The 21,773-nt window shown below is 70.1% G+C and carries 14 protein-coding genes, 1 pseudogene and 1 riboswitch; of the genes and pseudogenes, 1 reads left to right on the forward strand and 14 read right to left on the reverse strand.

The window, feature by feature from the left end; all coding sequences use genetic code 11:
* Positions 1-66: 66 nt before the first annotated feature.
* The 11 genes and pseudogenes from FXO19_RS17640 to thrA all read right to left on the reverse strand — a co-directional run bounded on the left by FXO19_RS17640 (position 67) and on the right by thrA (position 15,026).
* Complete coding sequence (locus tag FXO19_RS17640; protein ID WP_149196436.1) at positions 67-1,653, reverse strand: 2-isopropylmalate synthase; 1,587 nt, start codon at positions 1,651-1,653, stop codon at positions 67-69.
* Positions 1,654-1,868: 215 nt separating this feature from the next.
* A pseudogene (locus tag FXO19_RS17645) lies at positions 1,869-2,906 on the reverse strand (threonine dehydratase); the annotation flags it as partial.
* 116 nt (positions 2,907-3,022) lie between these two features.
* Positions 3,023-3,937 (reverse strand): aminotransferase class IV, encoded by a 915-nt coding sequence (locus tag FXO19_RS17650; protein WP_149196437.1) that lies wholly within the window; start codon positions 3,935-3,937, stop codon positions 3,023-3,025.
* 61 nt (positions 3,938-3,998) lie between these two features.
* The gene (locus tag FXO19_RS17655; RefSeq protein ID WP_149196438.1) at positions 3,999-4,235 is read right to left on the reverse strand and encodes an ACT domain-containing protein; all 237 of its coding nucleotides are present in this window, start codon (positions 4,233-4,235) and stop codon (positions 3,999-4,001) included.
* On the reverse strand, positions 4,219-6,054 hold the full coding sequence (gene ilvG / locus FXO19_RS17660; RefSeq protein ID WP_149196439.1) for an acetolactate synthase 2 catalytic subunit: 1,836 nt from the start codon (positions 6,052-6,054) through the stop codon (positions 4,219-4,221). Before ilvG ends, FXO19_RS17655 begins: the two co-directional genes overlap by 17 nt.
* A complete protein-coding gene (gene ilvC / locus FXO19_RS17665; protein ID WP_149196440.1) occupies positions 6,054-7,091 on the reverse strand; it encodes a ketol-acid reductoisomerase in 1,038 nt (345 codons plus the stop codon). Before ilvC ends, ilvG begins: the two co-directional genes overlap by 1 nt.
* A 31-nt stretch (positions 7,092-7,122) precedes the next feature.
* Positions 7,123-8,934 (reverse strand): dihydroxy-acid dehydratase, encoded by a 1,812-nt coding sequence (ilvD, locus tag FXO19_RS17670; protein WP_149196441.1) that lies wholly within the window; start codon positions 8,932-8,934, stop codon positions 7,123-7,125.
* Positions 8,935-9,092: 158 nt separating this feature from the next.
* A complete protein-coding gene (locus FXO19_RS17675) occupies positions 9,093-9,341 on the reverse strand; it encodes a hypothetical protein (RefSeq protein WP_149196442.1) in 249 nt (82 codons plus the stop codon).
* A gap of 51 nt (positions 9,342-9,392) precedes the next feature.
* The gene (gene thrC, locus FXO19_RS17680) at positions 9,393-10,691 is read right to left on the reverse strand and encodes a threonine synthase (protein ID WP_149196443.1); all 1,299 of its coding nucleotides are present in this window, start codon (positions 10,689-10,691) and stop codon (positions 9,393-9,395) included.
* A gap of 249 nt (positions 10,692-10,940) precedes the next feature.
* Positions 10,941-11,909, reverse strand: a complete 969-nt coding sequence (locus FXO19_RS17685; RefSeq protein WP_149196444.1) for a homoserine kinase — start codon at positions 11,907-11,909, stop codon at positions 10,941-10,943.
* Between the two features lie 351 nt (positions 11,910-12,260).
* On the reverse strand, positions 12,261-15,026 hold the full coding sequence (gene thrA / locus FXO19_RS17690; protein ID WP_149196445.1) for a bifunctional aspartate kinase/homoserine dehydrogenase I: 2,766 nt from the start codon (positions 15,024-15,026) through the stop codon (positions 12,261-12,263).
* A gap of 342 nt (positions 15,027-15,368) precedes the next feature.
* Positions 15,369-15,468, forward strand: a riboswitch (TPP riboswitch).
* A 65-nt stretch (positions 15,469-15,533) separates the two neighbouring features.
* Between thrA and thiC the strand changes: the two genes are divergently transcribed.
* Positions 15,534-17,411: a phosphomethylpyrimidine synthase ThiC gene (thiC, locus tag FXO19_RS17695; protein WP_149196446.1), complete on the forward strand. Its 1,878-nt coding sequence runs from the start codon at positions 15,534-15,536 to the stop codon at positions 17,409-17,411.
* Positions 17,412-17,507: 96 nt separating this feature from the next.
* On the opposite strand, the gene FXO19_RS17700 is transcribed toward thiC, so the two are convergent.
* The 3 genes from FXO19_RS17700 to FXO19_RS17710 form a co-directional block, all read right to left on the reverse strand.
* Complete coding sequence (locus FXO19_RS17700) at positions 17,508-18,533, reverse strand: polysaccharide biosynthesis/export family protein (protein ID WP_149196447.1); 1,026 nt, start codon at positions 18,531-18,533, stop codon at positions 17,508-17,510.
* A gap of 411 nt (positions 18,534-18,944) precedes the next feature.
* Complete coding sequence (locus tag FXO19_RS17705) at positions 18,945-20,126, reverse strand: hypothetical protein (RefSeq protein WP_149196448.1); 1,182 nt, start codon at positions 20,124-20,126, stop codon at positions 18,945-18,947.
* Between the two features lie 147 nt (positions 20,127-20,273).
* The gene (locus FXO19_RS17710) at positions 20,274-21,599 is read right to left on the reverse strand and encodes an oligosaccharide flippase family protein (protein WP_149196449.1); all 1,326 of its coding nucleotides are present in this window, start codon (positions 21,597-21,599) and stop codon (positions 20,274-20,276) included.
* Positions 21,600-21,773: the final 174 nt, after the last annotated feature.

A 21,773-nucleotide genomic window follows, 5' to 3' on the forward strand; every position in this document is an offset into this window, starting at 1 on the left:
TGAGGAGTGAGGAGTGAGGAGTGAGGAGTGAGGAGTGAGGAGTGAGGAGTGAGGAGTGAGTAGGAGCTAATGGGAGAGCGCTGCGAGTTTTTCTCTCGTTTCTCGCTTCTCGTTTCTCGTTTCTCGCGTCCGCAGGACGCGGTTAGCGATGTCCAGCCACGCCAGCGCGCTGGCCTCGATCACGTCGCGGCTGGTGCCGGCGCCTTCGTAGGCGATGTCGCCGCAGCGCACGCTGAGGTTGGCCTCGCCGCGGGCATCGGCGCCGATGCCGACGCTGTGCACCTGATAGCTTTCCAGCGTCAGCTCGACATCGGTCGCGGCCGAGAGCGCGGCGAACAGCGCGTCGACCGGGCCGTCGCCGAGCGCGCTCTCGGAGACGCGCCGGCCGTCCGGATCCGACAGCTCCACCTGCGCGCTGGCACGCTGGCCGCGGTCGCTCACGGTCATCGACGCCAGCCGGAAGCCTTCACCGCGAACGTCGCCATGCATCAGAGCTTCCAGGTCGCGGTCCTCGACCACGCGCTGGCGCTCGCACAGCGCCTTGAAGCCGGCGAACGCCTGCTCCAGCTGCGCGTCCTCCAGCGCGTAGCCCAACGCCCGCAGCCGGTGCGAGAACGCGGCGCGACCGCTGTGCCGGCCCAGCACCATCTTCGAATCGGCCCAGCCCACGTCCTCCGGATGCATGATCTCGTAGGTGCCGCGATGGCGCAGCATGCCGTGCTGGTGGATACCCGACTCGTGCGCGAACGCATTGGCGCCGACCACCGCCTTGTTGCGCTGCACCGGCATGCCGACCAGGCGCGACAGCAGCTGCGAGGTCGGCACCAGCCGCCGGGTATCGATGCCGGTGTCGGCGCCGTACCAGGCGCCGCGCACCTTCAGCGCCATCACTAGTTCCTCCATCGCGCAGTTGCCGGCGCGCTCGCCGATGCCGTTGACGGTGCACTCGACCTGGCGCGCACCGCCCTCGATCGCGGCCAGCGAATTGGCCACCGCCAGGCCGAGGTCGTCGTGGCAGTGCGCGCTGAACACCACCTCGCGGGCGCCCGGCACGGTCTCGATCAGGAACGCGAACAGCGCCCGCATCTCGTCCGGCGTGGTGTAGCCCAGGGTGTCGGGCACGTTGATGGTGGTGGCACCGGCGGCGATCGCCGCGCCGACCACCTCCGCCAGGAACTCGCGTTCGGTGCGGGTGCCGTCCTCGGTCGAGAACTCCACGTCGTCGACGTGGCGGCGCGCCTGCGCCACGCACGCCGCGGTCGCCTCCAGCACCTGCGCCTTCGACATCCGCAGCTTGTGCTCGCGGTGCAGCGGGCTGGTCGAGATGAACACGTGCAGGCGCGGATTGGCGGCGCCCTCCAGCGCCCGCGCCGAGGCCTCGATGTCGGCCGGCAGGCAGCGCGAGAGCACCGCCAGCGTCGGCGCGCGCAACTCGCACGCGATCAGGCGTGCGGCCTCGCGGTCGGACTCGGAACTGGCCGGGAAGCCGGTCTCGATCACGTCCACGCCGAGTTCGGCGAGCGCGCGCGCCATCACCACCTTCTGCGGCGGGGTCATACTGCAGCCGGGCGACTGCTCGCCATCGCGCAGCGTGGTGTCGAAGATGCGGATGGGCGCGGCGCCGGCGGCCGGGACTCGTTCGGGTGTGTTCATGCGGGGATTTCCTCGGCGATTTCGTTGCATTGCTCCTCCCCCTGCTTGCAGGGGGAGGCCGGGAGGGGGTGCAGTCGGATCGGCTGGGTCTTTCCGGAGCGCGGATCGGGGCCGACGGCATCCTTCCCCAACCCGTCCGGTTGACCGGCACAGCCGCTCGGCGCTTGGCGATGCGCGAAGCCGTGCTGCGCAAGCGCATCGCTACGCCCGCTGCATGCAGGGGCGGGAGTGACGGCGACCGGCTCCCGCTTCCGTCGCCGCGGCTTGCGCGGCGGGCGCGGGCGGATGTCCGACAGCAGCTGCGCCAACACGCCGGCATCGAGATTGCCGCCGGACACCACCGCACATTTGCGCTTGCCGGCGACGCGGCGGCCGGCGGCCAGCGCCAGGGCGCCGGCGCCCTCGGCGATCACGTGCTCCTCCAGCGCCAGCCGCACCAGGGTCTCGCGCAGCTCCGCCTCGCGCACGATCACGATGTCGTCGAGCAGTTCGCCCAGCAGCGAGCGCGTCAGCCGCCCCGGCTCCTTCACGCGCACGCCATCGGCGAGGGTGGTCGCGGGCTCACCGGCGGTGTCCTCGCCGCGCAATGCGCGTGCCATCGCGTCGACGCCCTCGACCTGGGCGCCGACGATGCGGATGCGGCCGGATGCGCGGCCGGACCGGGCCAGGTGTTGCGATTTCAATGCCAGCGCGACGCCGGAAGCGAGCCCGCCGCCGCCGATCGGCACCAGCACCACGTCGGGCTGCATCGCCGCGGCGATCTCCAGTCCCACCGTGCCTTGGCCGGCGATCACGTCGGGATCGTCGAAGGCCGACAGCAGGCGATAGCCGTTCTGCGCCGCCAGTTCGATCGCGAACGCCTTGGCCTGGTCGTAGCCGTCGCCATGCAGGCGCACGGTGGCGCCCCAGTGCGCGACCCCGGCGATCTTGGTCTGCGGCGCGCATTTCGGCATCACCGTGATCGCCCGCATGCCGAGCCGCCAGGCCGCCCACGCCAGTCCCTGCGCATGGTTGCCGGCCGAGGCCGCGATCACCGGACGATCGTCGCCGCGCTCGCGCGCTGCCAGCAGCGCGTTGAGCGCACCGCGCACCTTGTACGAGCCGGTCCGCTGCAGGTTCTCCAGCTTCAACCAGCAGCCGAAGCGTTCGGCATAGTGCAGCGGCGTCACTTCCAGATAGCGGCGCAGGCGTGCCTGCGCGGCCAGCACGTCGGCAGCGGTGACTTGGGTGGCATTGGCGACGGCAGGGTCCATGGCGGGGCTAGGAGTGAGTGAAGAGGAGTGAGAAACGAGCAAGAACAAGGGTGTTCGCCCCTGCCTTGGCTCTCGCTTTCACTCGTCTCTCACTCCTCTCCACTCGTTCCTCGCTCCTAGATTTCGGTCAGCCAATGGCGGTACCCAGGCTCCTGGCCGCGGATCACCCGGCCGTACAGCGCCGCCAGCTCGCGGCTGACCGGGTTGTCGCCGTAGCCGCGGGCCTCGATCCGGGCGATCGGCGCGACCTCGGCGGCGGTGCCGCAGGCGAAGACCTCGTCGGCGTCCATCAGCTCGTCCAGGGTCACCGCGCGGGTTTCGGCGTCGGTCAGCGCGATCAGCGTGTCGCGGGTGATGCCCGGCAGCGCGTCGCGATGCTCGACGGCGGTCACGCGCCCGGCCTTGACCAGGAACACGTTGGCGCCGGTGCATTCGACGACGAAGCCGTCGTGGTCGACGAACAGCGCCTCGTCGTAGCCGCGCGCCTTGCCTTCGCGCTTGGCGAGGATCGAATTGACGTAGGCGCCGCACAATTTGAGCGGCGGCAGCGAGTCGGCCGGATTGCGCCGCCAGGAGGACACGCCGACCGTCGCGCGCGCGCCGGACAGGTGCACGCGCGTGGCGGTGGTCGACACCATCACGTGTTGTGGATGGCCCTCGACGTCCAGGCCGAAGCCGCCGGCGCCGAACCACGCCAGCGGGCGGATGTACGCGTCGCGATGGCCGTTGGCGCGCAGCGTCGCGAGCACCGCCTCGCTGACTGCGTCCACGTCGAACGCCATGCCCAGCAGTTCCGCGCCGCGGCGCATGCGCTCCATGTGCTCGGGCAGCCGGAACACCGCGGCGCCCTCGGCGGTGGCGTAGGCGCGGATGCCTTCGAACACGCCGCTGCCGTAGTGCATGGCGTGGGTGGTCAGGTCCGCCTGCAGCGTGTCGACGTCGGCCAGGGCGCCGTCGAACCACAGCTTCGGCGTCGGCGCGGCCTCGAAGCCCGGCGCCTCGGAGATGGCGGTCACGTTGCTGGCATTCATCGACACGGCGACACCTCCACATCTCCTACGGGCTCGCCAGAGGTCGCGGCTTTGGTCGGGTTCACGGACATGGCGATACCTCCACGGACAGGCAGTCGTACAGCTTCGCCAGTTGCGCACGCAGCGAATCGTCGGAACGCTCGCCCTCCACCGTCATCCGCAGGTACCAGCGGTCGCCGTCGGGCTGCGCCTCGCCGTCGACCGAGAGCGGCTGGAAGCCACGGCGTTCGGCGGCGCCGAGCACGCGTGTCAGCGCGCCTTCGGCTCGTCGCAGGGTCAGATCAAGCTGGTATCGCATGGGAAGGATCCTCGGGCGTGGGGTAGGGAGCGGCGGGTGTGGTGGTCGGCAGCGACGACACTTCGTCGGCGTCGAGCATCTGCGCGTTGTTGTGGTTCGGCGGCACCAGCGGCCAGACGTTGGCGGCCTGGTCGATGGCCACGTGCAGCAGCGCCGGGCCGGGCGTGGCCAGCAGCGCGGCCAGCGCGGCGTCGACGCCGTCGGCGCGGTCGAGCGAGATCGCCTCGATCCCGAACGCGCGCGCGACCACCGCGAAATCCGGGTTGTCGGACAGGTCGATCTCGGAGTAGCGGCGCTCGAAGAACAGTTCCTGCCACTGCCGCACCATGCCCAGCGCCTGGTTGTCGAGCAGCACGATCTTCACCGGCAGCCGGTAGCGCGCCAGGGTCGCCAGCTCCTGCACGTTCATCAGGAACGAGCCGTCGCCGCTGACGCAGACCACCTGCGCCGACGGATCCTGCAGCTGCGCGCCGATCGCCGCCGGCAACCCGAAGCCCATCGCGCCCAGCGCGCCGCTGGTCAGGTGCCGGCGCGGATGCGCGAAGCGGCAGTGCTGCGCGACCCACATCTGGTGCTGGCCGACGTCGCAGCTGACGATCGCATCCGGCGCCAGCTCCGACAGCCGCTTCAGCAGTGCGGGTGCATAGACGCCGTCGCCCGGCGCGTCGTAGCGCGCGGCGAAGCGTTGCCGGCGGTCGGTGCACAGCTCGAGCCAGGCCTTGCGTGCGGGCACATGGCGTCCGTTGCGCGCCTGCGCCGCGCAGGGCGGTGCCAGCCTGGCCAGGGCGGCGTCGAGATCGCCCTGCACGGCGACGTCGGCGGCGCGCAGCTTGCCGATCTCGCAGCCGTCGGCGTCCAGGTGCACGACCCGCGCGTCCGGAGCGAACTCGGCCAGCTTGCCGGTAGCGCGATCATCGAAGCGGGCGCCGACCACGAGCAGCAGATCGCATTCCTGCACCGCATGGTTGGCCGCGCGTGAGCCATGCATGCCGAGCATGCCCAGGTTGCACGGGTGCGTGGCCGGCAGCGCGCCCAGCGCCTTCAGCGTCAGCACGGTCGGGATGCGGGTGCGGTCGACGAAATCGCGGAAGGTCTCGACCGCGCCGGCCAGGGCGATGCCGCCGCCGCCGTAGATCACCGGGCGCTGCGCCTGCGCGAGCAGCGCCGCGGCGGCATGCAGCGAGGCATCGGCGGGACCGGCGACCGGTTCCACCGGCCGCGGAACGTGCGCCGGCAGGTGCGCCGCGTCGCCGGCCTGCACGTCCTTGGGCAGGTCGATCAGCACCGGCCCGGGCCGGCCGGAGCGGGCGATGCGGAACGCCTCGGCCAGCATCTCCGGCAACTGGTCGACGCTGCGCGGCAGGAAGCTGTGCTTGACGATCGGCAGGGTCATGCCGAACACGTCCAGTTCCTGGAACGCATCGGTGCCCATCAGCGGCGTCGCCACCTGGCCGGTGATGATCACCATCGGCACCGAGTCCAGCATCGCGTCGGCGATGCCGGTGACCAGGTTCGACGCGCCCGGCCCCGAGGTGGCGACACAGACGCCGACCCGGCCGCTGGCGCGCGCATAGCCGTTGGCGGCGAACGCGGCGCCCTGCTCGTGGCGAACCAGCACGTGCTTGAGGGCGGCACCGTGCAGCGCGTCGTAGAACGGCATGATCGCCCCGCCCGGATAGCCGAACAGGACGTCGACGCCTTCCGCCGCCAGCGCCTGCACCAGCCAGCGGGCGCCGTTGACCGGCGCCGGCGCCGGGGCAGGCGCCGGCGTGGCCGCGGCCGCATCGCCGTTGTCCGCCGCCGCTGCACGGGTGTTCATCACGCGGCCTCGGTCTGCGCAGTGGGGGCCGCCGCCGCGGCGGGCTCGGCGGCCTGGCCGGAGGCTTGCTCCGGCGCCTGCTGCAGCCACTTCATCGCGCCGCGCAGCTTCGCGCCGACGGCTTCGATGGGGTGGTCGAGATCGGCCTGCTTCAGCGCCTTGTAGTTGGCGTTGCCGGCGGCGTACTCGGCGATCCATTGCCTGGCGAAGGTGCCGTCCTGGATCTCGGCCAGGATCTTCTTCATCTGCGCGCGGGCGTGGTCGTCGATCACGTAGGGGCCGCGGGTCAGGTCGCCGTACTGCGCGGTCTCGCTGATGAACTCGTGCATGCGGGTGATGCCGCCCTCGTACAGCAGGTCGACGATCAGCTTCAGCTCGTGCAGGCATTCGTAATAGGCGACTTCCGGCTGGTAGCCGGCCTCGACCAGGGTCTCCCAGCCCGCCTGCACCAGCTTGGTGGCGCCGCCGCACAGCACCGCCTGCTCGCCGAACAGATCGGTCTCGGTCTCCTCCTTGAAGGTGGTGCGGATCGCGTTCTGGCGCGCGCCGCCGATGCCGGCGCAGTAGGTCAGCGCCAGCGCTTCAGCCTGCCCGCTGGTGTCCTGGTGCACGGCGTAGACCGCGGGCACGCCGCGGCCGATCTCGTACTCGCGCCGCACCAGCGCGCCGGGGCCCTTCGGCGCCACCAGCACCACGTCGAGATCTGCGCGCGGCGCGATCTGCGCGTAGTGCACGTTGAAGCCGTGCGCGAACAGCAGGCAGGCGCCCTCGCGCATGCTCGGCGCGATCACCTCGCGGTAGAGCTGCGGCTGCACCATGTCCGGGGTCAGTACGGCGACGATGTCGGCGCCGGCCGCGGCCTCGGCAGGAGTCTGCACCGCGAAACCGTCGGCGGCCGCCTTGATCGAGGTCGGGCCGCCGGGGCGCAGGCCGACGCGGACGTCGAAGCCGGAGTCGCGCAGGTTGAGTGCGTGTGCGCGGCCCTGGCTGCCGTAGCCGAGGATGGCGATGGTGGGTTTGTTCGTGTCGCTGGTCATGGCTGGATCCGTTGCGGAGTGGAGGGGAAGGTCAGTCATCGGTGAGGGTGGAGGGGATCGCCGGACGCCGGGGTTGCGATTTGGCGGGTGGGGCGCCCTCACCCCATCCCTCTCCCGCGGAGCGGGAGAGGGGGAGTCGGTTGTCGGCGGGAGCGGCTTCTTGGGGCAACGCCGACGCGTGGGTGGCGCCGGCTTCGGGCGGTTCGGTTGTGACGGCTCCCTTCGAGGCGGAGCCGACCAGGCGCGCGTACTTGGCCAGCGCACCGGTGGTCACGCGTGGGTCGATGCGTGCGGGCTCGCGCTCGGCCAGGTCGGCATCGGTGGAGAACGTGCGCGAGTCGACATCGATGGTGACGATGTCGCCTTCGCGCAGCCGCGCCAGCGGCCCGCCGCGGGCGGCCTCGGGGGCGACGTGCCCGACCATGAAGCCGCGGGTGGCGCCGGAAAAGCGGCCGTCGGTGACCAGGGCGACGTCGTCGCCCAGGCCCTGGCCGACCAGCGCCGCGGTCACCGCCAGCATCTCGCGCATGCCGGGGCCGCCCACCGGCCCTTCGAAGCGGATCACCACCACGTCGCCGGCCTCGATGCGGCGCGCCTGCACCGCCGCGAAGCAGGCTTCCTCGGAATCGAACACGCGCGCCGGGCCGCTGTGGCGGCTGCGGCCCTTGGCGGCCAGCTTGAGGATGCAGCCTTCGGGCGCGAGGTTGCCGTACAGGATCGCGTAGCCGCCCTGCGGCTTGAGCGGATCGGCGATGGAACGCACCACGTCCTGCGGTTGCGCCGGCACCGGGATCGCATCGAGTTCTGCGAAGAAGCTGCGGCCGGTGACGGTGGCGATGTCGTCGATCAGCCCCGCCGCGCGCAGCTCGCGCGCCACCAGCGCCGTACCGCCCATCGCGTACAGCTCCGCCGCGGTGTAGCGGCCGCCCGGCTTCAGGTCGGCGATCACCGGCGTCGCCGCGGCGGCATGGAAATCCTCGAGGTCGAACGCCACCCCGGCCTCGTGCGCGATCGCCAGCAGATGCAGCGCGGCATTGGTAGAGCCGGCGGTGGCCGACACCGCGCGCGCAGCGTTTTGCAGCGCGGCCGGAGAGAGAATCTCGCGCGGTGTCGGGCCGCCGGAAAGCAGGCGGTGCATGACCAGTTCGCCGCAGCGCCGGGCGGCGGCGGGCTTGTCCGGATGCACGGCGGGGATGTCGTTCAGTCCCAACGGCGACAGCCCCAGGAAACTGAGCGCCATCGACATCGTGTTGGCGGTGAACTGGCCGCCGCAGGCGCCGGCGCCCGGGCAGGCCGCCTTCTCGATCTCTTCCAGGCCGGCATCGTCCAGCTGGCCGGCGGCATGCCGGCCGACCGCCTCGAACACTTCCTGCACCGTGATCGATTTGCCGCGGCACTTGCCGGGCATGATGGTGCCGCCGTAGAGGATCACCGTCGGGATGTCCAGGCGCGCGGCCGCCATCGCCGCGGCGGGAATGGTCTTGTCGCAGCCGCACAGCAGCACCAGCGCGTCCAGGCAGTGGCCGCTGACCGCCAGTTCGACCGAGTCGGCGATCACCTCGCGCGAGGCCAGCGAGGCGCGCATGCCGCTGCTGCCCATGGCGATGCCGTCGGTGACGGCGATGGTGTTGAACTCGACCGGCGTACCGCCGGCGGCGCGCACGCCCTCGCAGGCATGCGCGGCCAGGTCGCGCAGGCCCAGGTTGCAGGGCGAGACGCTGGACCATGTGTGCACCACCGCCACCAGCGGCCTGGCGATGGCGTCGCTGTCCAGACCGGTGGCGCGCAGCATCGCGCGCGCCGGTGCATGTTCGGGTCCCTGCTTGATGGCATTGCTTCGCACTGCATGGTTTCCGTTGGCGCGATTCCTTCGCGGGAGGCCGCGCGTTCCGTGCGCGGAGGTTGGAGTTCGGAAAACCCGGAGCGGCAGAAACGAAAAACCCCGCGCCTGGTCGGGCGCGGGGTCTGGTTTCTTTCGACCTGGATTTGTGTGCTTTCTAGCTACGCAAACCCGATTCCCGCGCCGGTGGGCAAGGTAATAAGGAGGACGACGACGAGAAGGCGCGCGATCGGCGCAAGCGCGACCGGGACGCCCTGCGGGGCGGCCTGGATGGTCAGCGGGTGGGTGTTGCGATGCGTCATGGGGACCGAGATAAACACGGGGGTTTCACCGGTGTCAACAGTTTCATTTAGAACTTTTCGGCATGAGTGCGCGGTCGCCTGCGCTCGCTGCGGCTTTTCCTGTTGCATGTCCGGTCCCGACATTGACGGCGGCGGTCGCACTTCGGCGACCACGCATGGTCATCGGTTCTCGGCCTGCAACCGGCGATGGAGGGCGCCGTAATCGTTCGCCAGCGCGTGCGCCGATGCCGGGCGCCGCAGGCAATCGGCGAGTGCCCGCGGCGGGACCACGGCATGGCCGACCAGCGGCTCGACGATGGTCTCGAACTTGGCCGGGTGCGCGGTGGCGACGACCGCCCACGGGCGCGTGTCGCCCTGCGCGCGCAGCCGCTCGAGCAGATGCAGCCCGGTGGCGGTGTGTGGGCAGGGCACGATGCCGTGGCGCACGGGGGCGGCGTGGATGATGTCGCGGATGGTGGCGTCATCCACCGCGTCGGCGCGGACCGCCGCACGCAGGGCGCCGTCGTCGTTGTCGTGCCATTGCCGCAGGCGCTCGAAGTTGCTGGGCGCGCCCACGTCCATGGCATTGGCCAGGGTGGCGCGGGTGGGCTGCGGCGCGTAGCCGCCACCGGCGAAATAGCGCGGCAGGACGTCATTGGCATTGGTCGCCAGTCGGATGTCCCCGATCGGCAGGCCCATGCGCCGGGCCAGCAGCGCGGCGCAGGCGTTGCCGAGGTTGCCGGTCGGCACGATGAGGTTGAGGGCCACGCCGTGCTCGGCGCGGAACCGCAATGCCGCGTGCGCGTAGTACGCCGCCTGCGGCAGCAGCCGGCCGAGACTGATGCTGTTGGCCGAGGTGAGCGCGCGCGCGCGGCGCAAGGCCTCGTCGGCCAGCGCCTGCTTGGCCAGCCGCTGGCAATCGTCGAAACTGCCGGCGACGCGGAACGTGCGCACGTTGTCGCCCCAGCATTCCAGCCCGTGCGCCTGCCGTGGCGACACCCGGCCGTCGGGGTACAGGATCACCACCTCGAACCCCGGCCGGCGGTGGAACGCGGCGGCGACGGCGGCGCCGGTATCGCCGGAGGTGGCGACCAGGATCGTGGTCGTCGGCGCTTCCGGCACCCGCAGTGCGGCCAGCGCCCCGGCGAGGAAACGCGCGGCGTAGTCCTTGAACGCAGCGGTGGGCCCGTAGAACAGCTCGAGCAGATGATCGCCTTCGCCCGCGAGCGGGCGCAGCGGCGCATCGAAGGAAAACGCCTGCGCGCAGATGTCGGTGAGATGATCGCGCAGCGACGATACCGCGAAATACGGTGCCAGCACCGCGTATGCGGTGTCGGCGAGCGTCGCACGGGGTCGCATGTCGGCGAGCGCGGGGATCCGTTCCGGCACGTACAGGCCGCCGTCCGGTGCGAGGCCGGCGACGAGCGCACTGTCGATGCTGGTCGGCGGGGTATTGCCGTGGGTGCTGATGAAGTTCATGGATGATCGTTACAGGTAGGCAGGGCGATGGGGCGGGCAGTCCTTCTCCCGCTTGCGGGAGAAGGTGCCCCGAAGGGCCTGCCCCCGAATGCTCTAGTCGGGGGGCGGATGAGGGCGCTCTTGCCTTTCGCGGCTTGCGCCGCGCCCTCACCCCAACCCCCGCTTCGCGCCCCGGCCCGCGCCCCGGCCCGCGCGCTGGCGCGCGGGCGTTCATCGGCACGCGAGCCGGGGGTTCGCAAGCGTACCTCTTCACCCCGTAAACGGGAGAGGGGCTTCGTCGGCGTCAATAACGTCCGCACGCGGGCCGGCGACCGGAGAGACGTGGACGCGGACGTCGAAGCCGGCATCGATGAACCCGGCACGCATCGCCGGCGCCGCGGCCTGCGCCTGCGCCTTTGACGCGAACCAGGCGAACACGCTCGGCCCGCCGCCGGAGATGCTGGCGCCGAGCGCGCCGTGGTCGAACGCCGCAGCCTTCACCCGGGCGAAGCCGGGAATCAGCGGCGCCCGGCGCGGCTCCACCAGCACGTCGCGCAGGCCTTCGGCGATCAGTGCCGGGTCGCCGCGCTGCAGCCCGGTCAGGAACAGCGCCAGGTGCGCCTGCTGTTCGACGATGGCGTGCAGCGGATACGGTTCGGCCAGCGCCGCGCGTGAACGCCGCGTCTCCAGCACCTGGTCAGGATGCACCACCACGCAGTGCAGCCACGCGGGCGTCGCCAGCGCGATCATGCGCGTGGCCGTGGCCATGACCACGCCGCCGAGCAGCATCGGCGCGACGTTGTCGCCGTGGCGGCTGCCGCTGGAGACCGCCTCGCCGTCGAGCGCGAAGGGATACAGCGCCGCGCGCGGCAGCGGTGCGTCGAGCAGCGCATTCGCGGCCACCAGCGCGGCCACGCACGAGGCCGCCGAACCGCCGAGTCCGGAACCGAGCGGGATGCCCTTGTCGAGGTCCAGCGCGAAGCCGTGCGCAAGCCCGAGCGCGTCGCGCAGCGCGATCAGGGCGCGGCCGGCGGTGTTTTCCTCCGCGGCCAGCGGTAGATTGCCGGCGCCGGCGGCGTCGCCGCCGATCGCGTCGATCCGCACCACGGGTGCGTCGATCCGGCGCACGCGGGCGATGTCGCGCGGCCCGTCGATGGCATGGCCGAGCAGGTCGAAACCGACGCCGATGTTGCCGACGCTGGCCGGAGCGAAGGCGGTGGCCTGTGAGGGTCGACTCATACTGCGCACTCGGATGGAAGAGAGCGTTTTGCCGCGGATCCGCACGTATGAGCGCGGATAAGGCCAGGCGAGCGAGATGAAGGCTCCCTCTCCCCCGCTTGCGGGGGAGAGGGCTGGGGTGAGGGGGCCAGCCGAAGCCGGCGTCTTGTCGGCGTGCGAAATGACAAAAAGCACAATGCCGCACTCGAGAAATGCCCTCGTCCGAATGCTGATCGGCGCCGGTTCACCCCCTCATCCCAACCCTCTCCCCCGCAAGCGGGGGAGAGGGCGCCGGCATATTGTTCTGCTTGCGTATCCGCGCGCATCCGTGGCAATCGCTTGTCTCCCGGTAGTCTGTCGAAGCATCGCCGCTCACGACCGCGCCCCGAGCGACTGCGCGATCGCCAGCACGTCGCCGAACACGCCGGCCGCGGTGACCTCGGGGCCGGCGCCCGGGCCCTGCACCACCAGCGGATTGTCGGCGTAGCGGGCGCTGCGGAACTGCACCAGGTTGTCGGTGAGCCGCGTGTGGCAGCAAGCATGGTCGGCCGGCAGCGCGACCACGCCGACGCTGGCGCGGCCGTCCTCGCCGAGGCGGGCGAGGTGGCGCAGCCGGCATCCGTCCGCGTGTGCGGCCTCCAGGCGCGCCTGCATCGGCGCGTCGAGCTCCTCCAGCCGCGCCAGGAATTCGTCCAGGCTCGCCTGTCGCAGCGGCTCGGGCACCAGGCTCTCCACCTCCACGTCGTCGAGCGACAGTTCGCGCCCGGCCTCGCGCGCCAGGATCACCAGCTTGCGCGCCACGTCCAGGCCGGACAGGTCGTCACGCGGGTCCGGTTCGGTGTAGCCGAGTTCGCGGGCTTCGCGCACCAGCGCCGAGAACGGGCGGCTGCCGTCGTAGCTGTTGAACAGCCAGGCCAGGGTGCCCGACAGCATGCCGTCGATGCCGTGCAGCGTGTCGCCGGTGTCGAGCAGGTTGCGCAGGGTCAGGATCACCGGCAGGCCGGCGCCGACGGTGGCCTCGTAGAGGAAGCGTCCGCCGCCCGCACGCCGGGCGGCGGCGATCGCCGCGTAGCGCGCCCAGTCGCCGCTGCCGGCGTGCTTGTTGGGCGTGACCACGTGGATGCCGGCCGCCAGCCACTCGGGATATTTCGCCGCCACCGCGTCGCTGGCGCTGCAGTCGACGATCATCGCGTGCGGCAGGTGCTCGGCGCGCACGTGCGCGGCGAAGGCGTCGAGGTCGATGGCCTGGGCGCTGCCGGCGCCGAGCCGGTCGAGCGCCTCGGCCGGCGCGATCGCGGCGTGGTCGAGGGTCATTCCGCGGCTGTTGCCGATGGCGCGCAGGCGCAGGTCGATGCCCGAGCGTTCGCGCAGTCCCGGTCCCACCTCCGTCAGCTGCCGCAGCAGCGTGCGGCCGACGTTGCCCGGCCCGATCAGGCCGACCGAGACCGTCTGCGGCGACAGCCAGAACGCCGCGTGCGCGGCGCGCAGTGCACGGGTGGCGTCGGCGCGCGCGATGGCGACCGACAGGTTGCGCTCGCTGGCGCCCTGCGCGATCGCGCGCACGTTCACCCGTGCCTGCGCCAGCCCGCCGAACAGCCGTGCCGCCACGCCGTGGCTGCCGACCATGCCGTCGCCGACCGCGGCCAGCACGCAGATGTCGCCGGTGACCTGCACGCCCTGCGCCTGTCCATCGGCGATCGCCTCGGCGAAGGCGGCGCGGATCGCGTCGCGGCCGCGTTCGGCCTGGCCGGCGCGCACCACGCAGCAGATCGAGTGTTCGGAGGAACCCTGCGAGATCATCGTCACCGACACGCCGGCGCCGTGCAGCGCCGCGAACAGGCGTTCGGCGATGCCGGGCACGCCGACCAGGCCGTTGCCGGTCAGCTCCAGCACGGCCAGGTCGTCGACCAGGCTCAGGCCCTTGACCGGCCCGCCGCCGAACGCGGTGGGCGTGGCGTCGCCGTCGGCACAGATCAGGGTGCCGGGCGCCTGCGGTCGCAGCGTATTGCGGATCCGCACCGGGATGCCGCGCGCCTGCACCGGCGCCAGCGTCTGCGGGTGCAGCACCCGCGCACCGAAGTAGGCCAGCTCGCAGGCCTCGGCATAGGAGATCGCCGGCAGGCAGACCGCGTCCGGCACCAGCCGCGGATCGGCCGAGAGCACGCCGTCGACGTCGGTCCAGATGGTGAGCGCATCGGCATCGAACAGGTCGGCAAAGATCGAGGCCGAATAGTCGCTGCCGTTGCGCCCCAACGTGGTCGCCTCGCCATGCGCATCGCGGGCGATGAAACCGGTGACGACGACGTCGCGTCCGCGGTGGCGCGCGCGCCAGGCGTGCAGGCGCGCACGGCTTTGCCCGCGGTCGACGCCGGCGCCCATCTCGCCCGGATGCACCACCAGCACGTCGCGCGCATCCAGCCGTTCCCAGCCCGCCGCCGCGCCGCCGAGCGCCGCCTGCAGCAGCAGCGACGACCACAGCTCGCCGTAGCCCTGCACGCGGGTGGCGATGCGGTCGGCGTCATGCTCCCCGGCGCCGGGCAGGGCTGCGAGTTCCCCTCGCAAGGCGTCGAACTGTTCGAGCAACGCATCGTGCAGGGCGGCTGTTTCGTTCTCGGGAAAAGAGGGTTGAGGGAGATCGGCTGTCGCGATTGCCACGGCCGCACAGCTCGCAAATCCCCCCAGCCCTTCCGCTTCAAAAGCGCTAGGAGCAAAGGGGGCAACAGCTCGGTTCGCCCTGGTCGCGGAAAGCCCGCTTCTCTCCGAAGGCAGCAACCGAGTTGAAGGTCCGGCGGCATCCGGAGCTCCGCCTCCGCCCTTGGCGCCTTGCCCTTTTGAAGCAGGGGGGGCGGGGAGGAGTTGCTTCGGCTGCAGCGCATCGGCCACCGCCAGGTGCCGGCTGCGCAGCGCGGTCCAGGCCGGCATCCAATCGCTGCCGCGACGGGCGTGGGCGATCAACGTCAGCAGTGCATCGGTGGTGCCCTGCATGGCCGAGACCACCACCACGCGGTGGTGCGTGGACGCGTCGTCGTCGAGCAGCGCACATACGCGGCGGAAGCGGCCGGCATCGGCCAGGCTACTGCCGCCGAACTTGTGCACGCGGCAGGCGACGGATTCGCTGGAGGGAAGGGCGGACGGCATCGGGAGGCTCCGGTTCGGGCCCCGCGCCGGTCGGGTGTGGCCGCCTGGCCGCACCCGGATCGGGTGCGGAGCGGCGTGGTCAGGTCAGGCGATGGACACGCGCGTCCGCACTCCGGTGCCGGTGCGACCGGTACCGGTGGTGGTAATCGTCACGCATGCAACCAATGTCCGCGGGTGCGGGCAGTGGCGGCAGGCGGGGCGGGCGGATGCGGCGGGCATGGCGACAGCAATAGCGGATCATGATGCACCGCGTCAAGCGGCGCAGGAGAACCAATGCCCATCCACTGCCCCCGCGCGGTCGCCGCGCGTGACGGCAGCGGCCGCGCCGATTGTGGTGTAATGCCCTCGAAGCGGGGGTACCGGCGCGCAGGCGGCGGTTGAGACAGACCCTTCGAACCTGATCCGGTTGATACCGGCGTAGGGAAGCTTCGCAGGACCGGGGATCGCTCCGTCCGTGCGCCGCCCGCTTCGTCCCGGCTCTTCGAGCGACTCCACAGGACGAATGCCATGAATGCCGTGCCCTCCCCGCTGCTGCAGCAGACCGAGCAGCTCTCCGAATCCGTCACCCGTCCGATCCCCGGCTCGCGCAAGATCTTCGTCACCGGCTCGCGCGCCGATCTGCGCGTGCCGATGCGCGAGATCGCACTGACGAAGACGCCGACGCTGTTCGGCGGCGAGGACAATCCGCCGGTCACGGTCTACGACCCATCCGGGCCCTACACCGATCCCGATGCCGCCATCGACCTGGCGGCCGGCCTGGCGCCGCTGCGCGCGCGCTGGATCGCCGAGCGCGGCGACACCGAGGCGCTGGCGGGGCTGAGTTCGGAGTTCGGCCGCGCCCGCGAGACCAATGCCAAGCTCGACGCGGTGCGCTTCCCCTCGCGGCGCCTGCCGTGGCGTGCGGTCGCCGGCGCCAATGTCACCCAGATGCATTACGCCAGGCGCGGCATCGTGACGCCGGAGATGGAGTTCGTGGCGATCCGCGAGAACCAGCGCCTGGAGGCGGTGCGCGATGCCGGCCTGCTGGCGCAGCACCCGGGCGAGTCCTTCGGCGCGAATATCCAGACGCTGATCACACCGGAGTTCGTGCGCGACGAGATCGCCCGCGGCCGCGCGATCCTGCCGAACAACATCAACCATCCGGAAAGCGAGCCGATGATCATCGGCCGCAACTTCCTGACCAAGATCAACGCCAACATCGGCAACAGCGCGGTGTCGTCCGGCATCGCCGAGGAAGTGGAAAAGCTGGTCTGGGCGATCCGCTGGGGCGGCGACACGGTGATGGACCTGTCGACCGGCAAGCACATCCACGAGACACGCGAATGGATCGTGCGCAACTCGCCGGTGCCAATCGGCACCGTGCCGATCTACCAGGCGCTGGAAAAGGTCGACGGTCGCGCCGAGGAGCTGACCTGGGAGATCTTCCGCGACACCCTGATCGAGCAGGCCGAGCAGGGCGTGGACTACTTCACCATCCACGCCGGGGTGCTGCTGCGCTACGTGCCGCTGACGGCGAAGCGCGTGACCGGCATCGTCTCGCGCGGCGGCAGCATCATGGCCAAGTGGTGCCTGGCGCACCATCGCGAGAGCTTCCTCTACGAGCACTTCGAGGACATCTGCGAGATCATGAAGGCCTATGACGTGGCCTTCTCGCTCGGCGACGGGCTGCGCCCGGGCTGCATCGCCGACGCCAACGACGCCGCGCAGTTCGGCGAGCTGGAGACGCTCGGCGAGCTGACCAAGATCGCCTGGAAGCACGACGTGCAGACCATGATCGAAGGCCCCGGCCACGTGCCGATGCAGCTGATCAAGGAGAACATGGACAAGCAGCTGGCCGAGTGCGGCGAGGCGCCGTTCTACACGCTCGGCCCGCTGACCACAGACATCGCGCCCGGCTACGACCACATCACCAGCGCGATCGGCGCGGCGATGATCGGCTGGTACGGCACCGCGATGCTCTGCTACGTGACGCCCAAGGAGCACCTGGGCCTGCCCAACCGCGCCGACGTGCGCGAGGGGATCATGGCCTATAGGATCGCCGCGCACGCGGCGGACCTGGCCAAGGGCCATCCCGGCGCGCAGGTGCGCGACAACGCGCTGTCAAAAGCGCGGTTCGAGTTCCGCTGGGAAGACCAGTTCCACCTCGGCCTGGATCCGGAACGGGCCAAGGAGTACCACGACGAGACCCTGCCCAAGGACGCGCACAAGCTGGCGCATTTCTGCTCGATGTGCGGCCCGCACTTCTGCTCGATGAAGATCACCCAGGACGTGCGCGAGTATGCCGCCGAGCACGGGCTCGACACGCACACCGCGCTGGCAGCCGGCATGGAGGAGAAGTCGCGGCAGTTTCGCGACGAGGGCGCCGAGGTGTATCGACCGAAGTGAGCCGACGGGACAGGCGGAAAGGGGCCCCGGCGTGTGCCGGGGCGACAAGTTCGTTCCTTTTCCCGGGACCCGGCGTCATCCGAATCCCAACCGGGTTCAGTTGCCGGTGCGGTCGATGTTGTATTGCGCGGCCGCGGCGTTGTTGATGATGCCGGTGAGCGGCAGCAACTGGGTGAGGAACCGGTTCCAGCGGGTGACGCCGGCCGGTCCGACCCAGACCACGTCACCGGCCTGCAACGGGAAGCGGTCGGCGAGGGCGAAAGCGACCGGCGATTCGGCATCGAGGTGGTACACCGTCGCCGGCGTGTTCTGCATCTCCTCGACACCGCGGATCACGTAGACCGCCTCACCTTTCGAGGTGGCCGGATTGAGGCCGCCGGTGCGGCCAAGCGCCTGTGTCAGGGTCATGTCGCTGGTCTTGAAGGTGATGGCCTGCGGCCGCAGCACTTCGCCGATCACGTAGATTTCCTTGCGGTCGTTGAACGGCAGGAACAGGCGATCGCCCGGCTTCAGGTAGATCTCCTGTGCCACGTTTCCGTTGCGGTTCAATGCGTCCAGGTCGATCTGGTAGTTCTTCTGGTCCCGCGTCAGCACCAGTCCGGACAGGTCGGCCTGATCGAGATCGACCTGCGCCGCGCCGATCGCCTGCGACAGCGTCAGCGGCACCGTCGTCAGCTCCTGTGGCGTGGTGTCAACGAACGCGCCCTGCAGCGAAACCCGGCTGCCGAAGCCGACCACGTTGACATCCACCTTGGGCTCGAGCAGGTACTTGGAGAGCCGGCTGGTGAGCGTGTCGCGCAGTTCCTCGATCGTCATGCCGGAGACGTCGATGTTGCCGGCATAGGGATAGAACAGCGTGCCGTCGGGCTTCACCAGGCGTCCGTTGCTGACGGCCTGCTGCTGGCTGCCGGCGGGCGTGGTCAGTTCGGGATGGTCCCATACGGTGACCAGAACGGTGTCGCCCGGGTGGATCCGGTACGAGTCGGGCCGGTATTCGGTGAGTTCAGCCGGAATCTCCGTCGCCGGCTTCGACCCCTGCGCGACCAGCTGCGGCGTGATCGGGACCATCGCGACATCGCCTTCCTGTACCAGCGTGTGGCTGTTCACGTTGCGCACCGACATGTGCTGACCGGTGCATCCGCTGAGGACGATGACCGCGATTGTCGTGGCCGCAAAGGGGAGAATCGTTGATTTCGGCATGGCTGCTCGACACCTCGTGCTGGGTGGGCGCATCCTGGCGGTCGGTGCTCAAAACGGTGCGAAGAGCGGGCCGCGGTCGGACGCTGGCGGGGGGAAGAAACACGCGGTGCCGCGTCCGATGCACACCGTTTGCCGATCGAAGATTAAACGCTTCTCTGTGACGGCCGTCGCTCATCCGCGCCGGCGTTGGCTCCCGATTCAGCGGTGTCTACGCGGTGCGAAGAAGGTCGCGGCGAGCGCCGTGCGACCGGGCCCAATCCGTGCCAGCAAGAGGTTGCGCAGGAACGGGGGACCGAAAATTCGGCGGCGGCTCGGGGCCGAACCCGGACGCCGTCATGAAGCGACGGCCGGCCGCGAACGCGTGGCCCGAGGCGCACTGAGGTCGGGCCGCGGAACGTCTGCCGTCTGCCTCACGGCAGCGGCGGCCGAAAGGAGCAGGGACGGGAACACGAGAAACAGCAGGAAGCAGGAGGCGTAGCGGATGCCGCTCCCCGGGTTGTAGACGCCGAAAGGGACATACGACACCAGGAGCACCAGAGTCGCCGGCAACCATCCCAGGACCAGAATGCCGCGCGTGGGGCCGCGTGGCGCCTTGAACACCGCCAGGTAGATGGAATGGAGGAGCAGGCCGAACACGATCATCCCGGCCACGAAGAACGGCAGCATGACGGGCCGTGCGTACACCTCCGCGGGCGTCGGGCCGATCAGCGACAGCGGCAATGCCCACCACAGGCCGGTCAGCAGGTCGCCCGTGGTGCGCAGGTCGACCCACGTGCGGGTGGTGGCCGAAGCCACCGTGAAGTAGCTTCTGGCCAGCGGCAGGATCTCGTTGTCGATGTAGTCGTTGATGTAGGGCCAGGCGAACAACAGGAACTGCGCTGCCAGCAACAGGAAGAAGATCGACTGGACGCCGACACTCAGCCGCAGGCGCGGCCCCCACGTGTACATGAGATAGACCAGGAAAAACAGGGCGGCGCCGGCCCCGAACGGGGCGCGGATGTAGACCATGCCTGCCACGCACAGCAACGCCAGAGCGACCTGCGCGAGGCGGCGCCGGCGATAGTTGCCCAGCACCGCGCCCATGAAGAACGCCAGCAGGCCGACGAACAGCGACTCCCGGCCAGTTACGGACGCCCATACCCCGAAGTTCGGATTCAGGAGTATCGCCAGCAACGGCCACCTGTAGCGCCCGCGGATGTCGCCCTGCGCAATCAGGTAGCACACGCCGCTGGCGGCGAACAGGGAAAATACCAGGTGGACCAGCACGTCGGCGCCCAGCACCGAGCGCAAGCTGGTGGCGATCCGGGTGATCAGCAGGGTCCGGCCTTCCGCAGACTCGCCGTAGCCATCCGTCATGTACGCCTGGGCGTCACCCAGCTGACTGTAGCGGCTGTAGACATAGGCGGAAAAGATCGTCCACACGAAGAAGATCGTGAACACGAGAAGACGCTTGATCGGAGCACCCGTGAGCGCTGGCGGGTACACCGTTGTCCGATGGCTGGGGAGTGCGTGCATGGATCGAATCGTCCGCCGGTGGTGATTTCGCCGCGTCAGTCAGGAATGGGCTCGCCGGATCGGCCGGCTTCGCCACGCAAGGGATTTTTCGGTCACGGCGCCTGCCCGTTCAGCCTGGTGACTGCCTGGGCAGTGCGCTGGCGCGATTCACCGCGATGCACTATTAGCATCGGCTCGTTGAATTCTGGTGAAACGACGCACCCCATAGCAGGTGCCCAGCAGCAAGACCGTTTCGGCGGCCACGGTGGCCCAGGCCGCTCCCAGGTCACCTAGTACGGGGATCAGCAGGATGTTGCCGGCGATCGCGGCGAAGGTGGCGAGCGCCATCGCATAGACACGGAAGCGCATGTGGTTCTCCGTCAACAGCGCCGAGCCCAACGCGGTGGAGAGAAAGCGGATCGGCGGGCAGAGCGCCAGCACCATCAGGATCGTCACCACGCGGCGATACTCCCCGCCGAATATCAGCGGGATCAGCCATGGCCCCAGCAGCACCAGGCCGGCGCTGACCGCCAGCCCCAGCCCCAGCATGGCGACATTGCCGCGGCGATACACCAGCTGGAACTTCGGCTTGTCGTGCGCCGCCCACCGATGCAGCTTTCCCAGAAGGAACTTCTGATAGATCGTCGCGGGAATGAGGTAGATCGCTGTCATCACCGCCATGGCGATGGCGTACATCCCGGCCTGCGTGTCGCCCTGGATGTACTTGAGCAGGATCGTGCTGATCTGGAAGAAGACCGGATACAGCACCGCATACACGCCATAGGCCCATGCCTGGGACCAGAGCGCACCCACGCCGGGATCGGCCACGGCCGACGCCGGCGCTTCGTCGCGTGGTCCATGCCCCTTCAGGTCGATCTCGCCGCGGACCATCGCCCGCATCTGCGGTATCGACCACAACACGACCAGCAGGGAGATGGCGCCGTAGCTGAGCGCGACGAATCGGCCCGTGAGCTGCGGTACCAGAAACAGCGCGATGGCCGCCAGCAGGCGGCTGCCGGGAATGACCATCTGCGTCAGCGCCATCCGTCCATAGCGATCTTCCAGGCGCAGCTTGTTGCTGACCAGGTTGACCGCGAGAATGCCCAGGACCACTGGAGTCAGCGCCAGCAGGCTGAAGCGCGTGTCGTCCGGAGGCGCGATCGTCAACGCCCATGCGACGACGATGGCGATCGCCAACAGCGACGTGACCAAGGTAAAGCGCAACGAAGGCGCCAGCCAGCGATGCGCCGCCCACCCCTCGACGCCGTAGACCTTCAGGCGGAACTGGGTCAGCCCGAACCCGGCCAGGGGGGCGATCATGGTCACCGTGACCAGCGACGAGGCGAACAGCCCGTAGTCCGTGGGCCCCAGCTGGCGTGCAAGCAGCGCCTGGGTGAGGAACACCATCACCGCGCCGGCGGCGGTCGCAACGCCGAGCATCGAAACGGTCATCGCAGCGCGGCGCCATGCCGCAACCCCGGCGGGCGCCGTCATCCGCGGCCTCGTTCGATCAGTTCATCGTCCTGCATGGCCTGGGGTGTCCTGACCGAGACATGCTTGCAGCCACAACCTGCGTACGCTCTGGTGGTGATGTCGATCGGTGTGGTGGGTGGAGTCTCGAAAGGTCGAATGGCCATGCGCTTGGGCGCCCGTTGCGGTCGGTCGAAA

It is taken from the genome of Luteimonas suaedae, from assembly GCF_008312895.1.
Classification (GTDB): domain Bacteria; phylum Pseudomonadota; class Gammaproteobacteria; order Xanthomonadales; family Xanthomonadaceae; genus Luteimonas; species Luteimonas suaedae.

What these genes read in the sequence shown, in the direction of transcription:
- FXO19_RS17640 (WP_149196436.1), bottom strand. Translation starts at nt 1,653, where the DNA reads ATGAACACACCCGAACGAGTCCCGGCCGCCGGCGCCGCGCCCATCCGC.
- FXO19_RS17650 (WP_149196437.1), bottom strand. Translation starts at nt 3,937, where the DNA reads ATGAATGCCAGCAACGTGACCGCCATCTCCGAGGCGCCGGGCTTCGAG.
- FXO19_RS17655 (WP_149196438.1), bottom strand. Translation starts at nt 4,235, where the DNA reads ATGCGATACCAGCTTGATCTGACCCTGCGACGAGCCGAAGGCGCGCTG.
- ilvG (WP_149196439.1), bottom strand. Translation starts at nt 6,054, where the DNA reads ATGAACACCCGTGCAGCGGCGGCGGACAACGGCGATGCGGCCGCGGCC.
- ilvC (WP_149196440.1), bottom strand. Translation starts at nt 7,091, where the DNA reads ATGACCAGCGACACGAACAAACCCACCATCGCCATCCTCGGCTACGGC.
- FXO19_RS17675 (WP_149196442.1), bottom strand. Translation starts at nt 9,341, where the DNA reads ATGCAACAGGAAAAGCCGCAGCGAGCGCAGGCGACCGCGCACTCATGC.
- thrC (WP_149196443.1), bottom strand. Translation starts at nt 10,691, where the DNA reads ATGAACTTCATCAGCACCCACGGCAATACCCCGCCGACCAGCATCGAC.
- FXO19_RS17685 (WP_149196444.1), bottom strand. Translation starts at nt 11,909, where the DNA reads ATGAGTCGACCCTCACAGGCCACCGCCTTCGCTCCGGCCAGCGTCGGC.
- thrA (WP_149196445.1), bottom strand. Translation starts at nt 15,026, where the DNA reads ATGCCGTCCGCCCTTCCCTCCAGCGAATCCGTCGCCTGCCGCGTGCAC.
- thiC (WP_149196446.1), top strand. Translation starts at nt 15,534, where the DNA reads ATGAATGCCGTGCCCTCCCCGCTGCTGCAGCAGACCGAGCAGCTCTCC.
- FXO19_RS17700 (WP_149196447.1), bottom strand. Translation starts at nt 18,533, where the DNA reads ATGTCGGTGCGCAACGTGAACAGCCACACGCTGGTACAGGAAGGCGAT.
- FXO19_RS17705 (WP_149196448.1), bottom strand. Translation starts at nt 20,126, where the DNA reads ATGCACGCACTCCCCAGCCATCGGACAACGGTGTACCCGCCAGCGCTC.
- FXO19_RS17710 (WP_149196449.1), bottom strand. Translation starts at nt 21,599, where the DNA reads ATGACGGCGCCCGCCGGGGTTGCGGCATGGCGCCGCGCTGCGATGACC.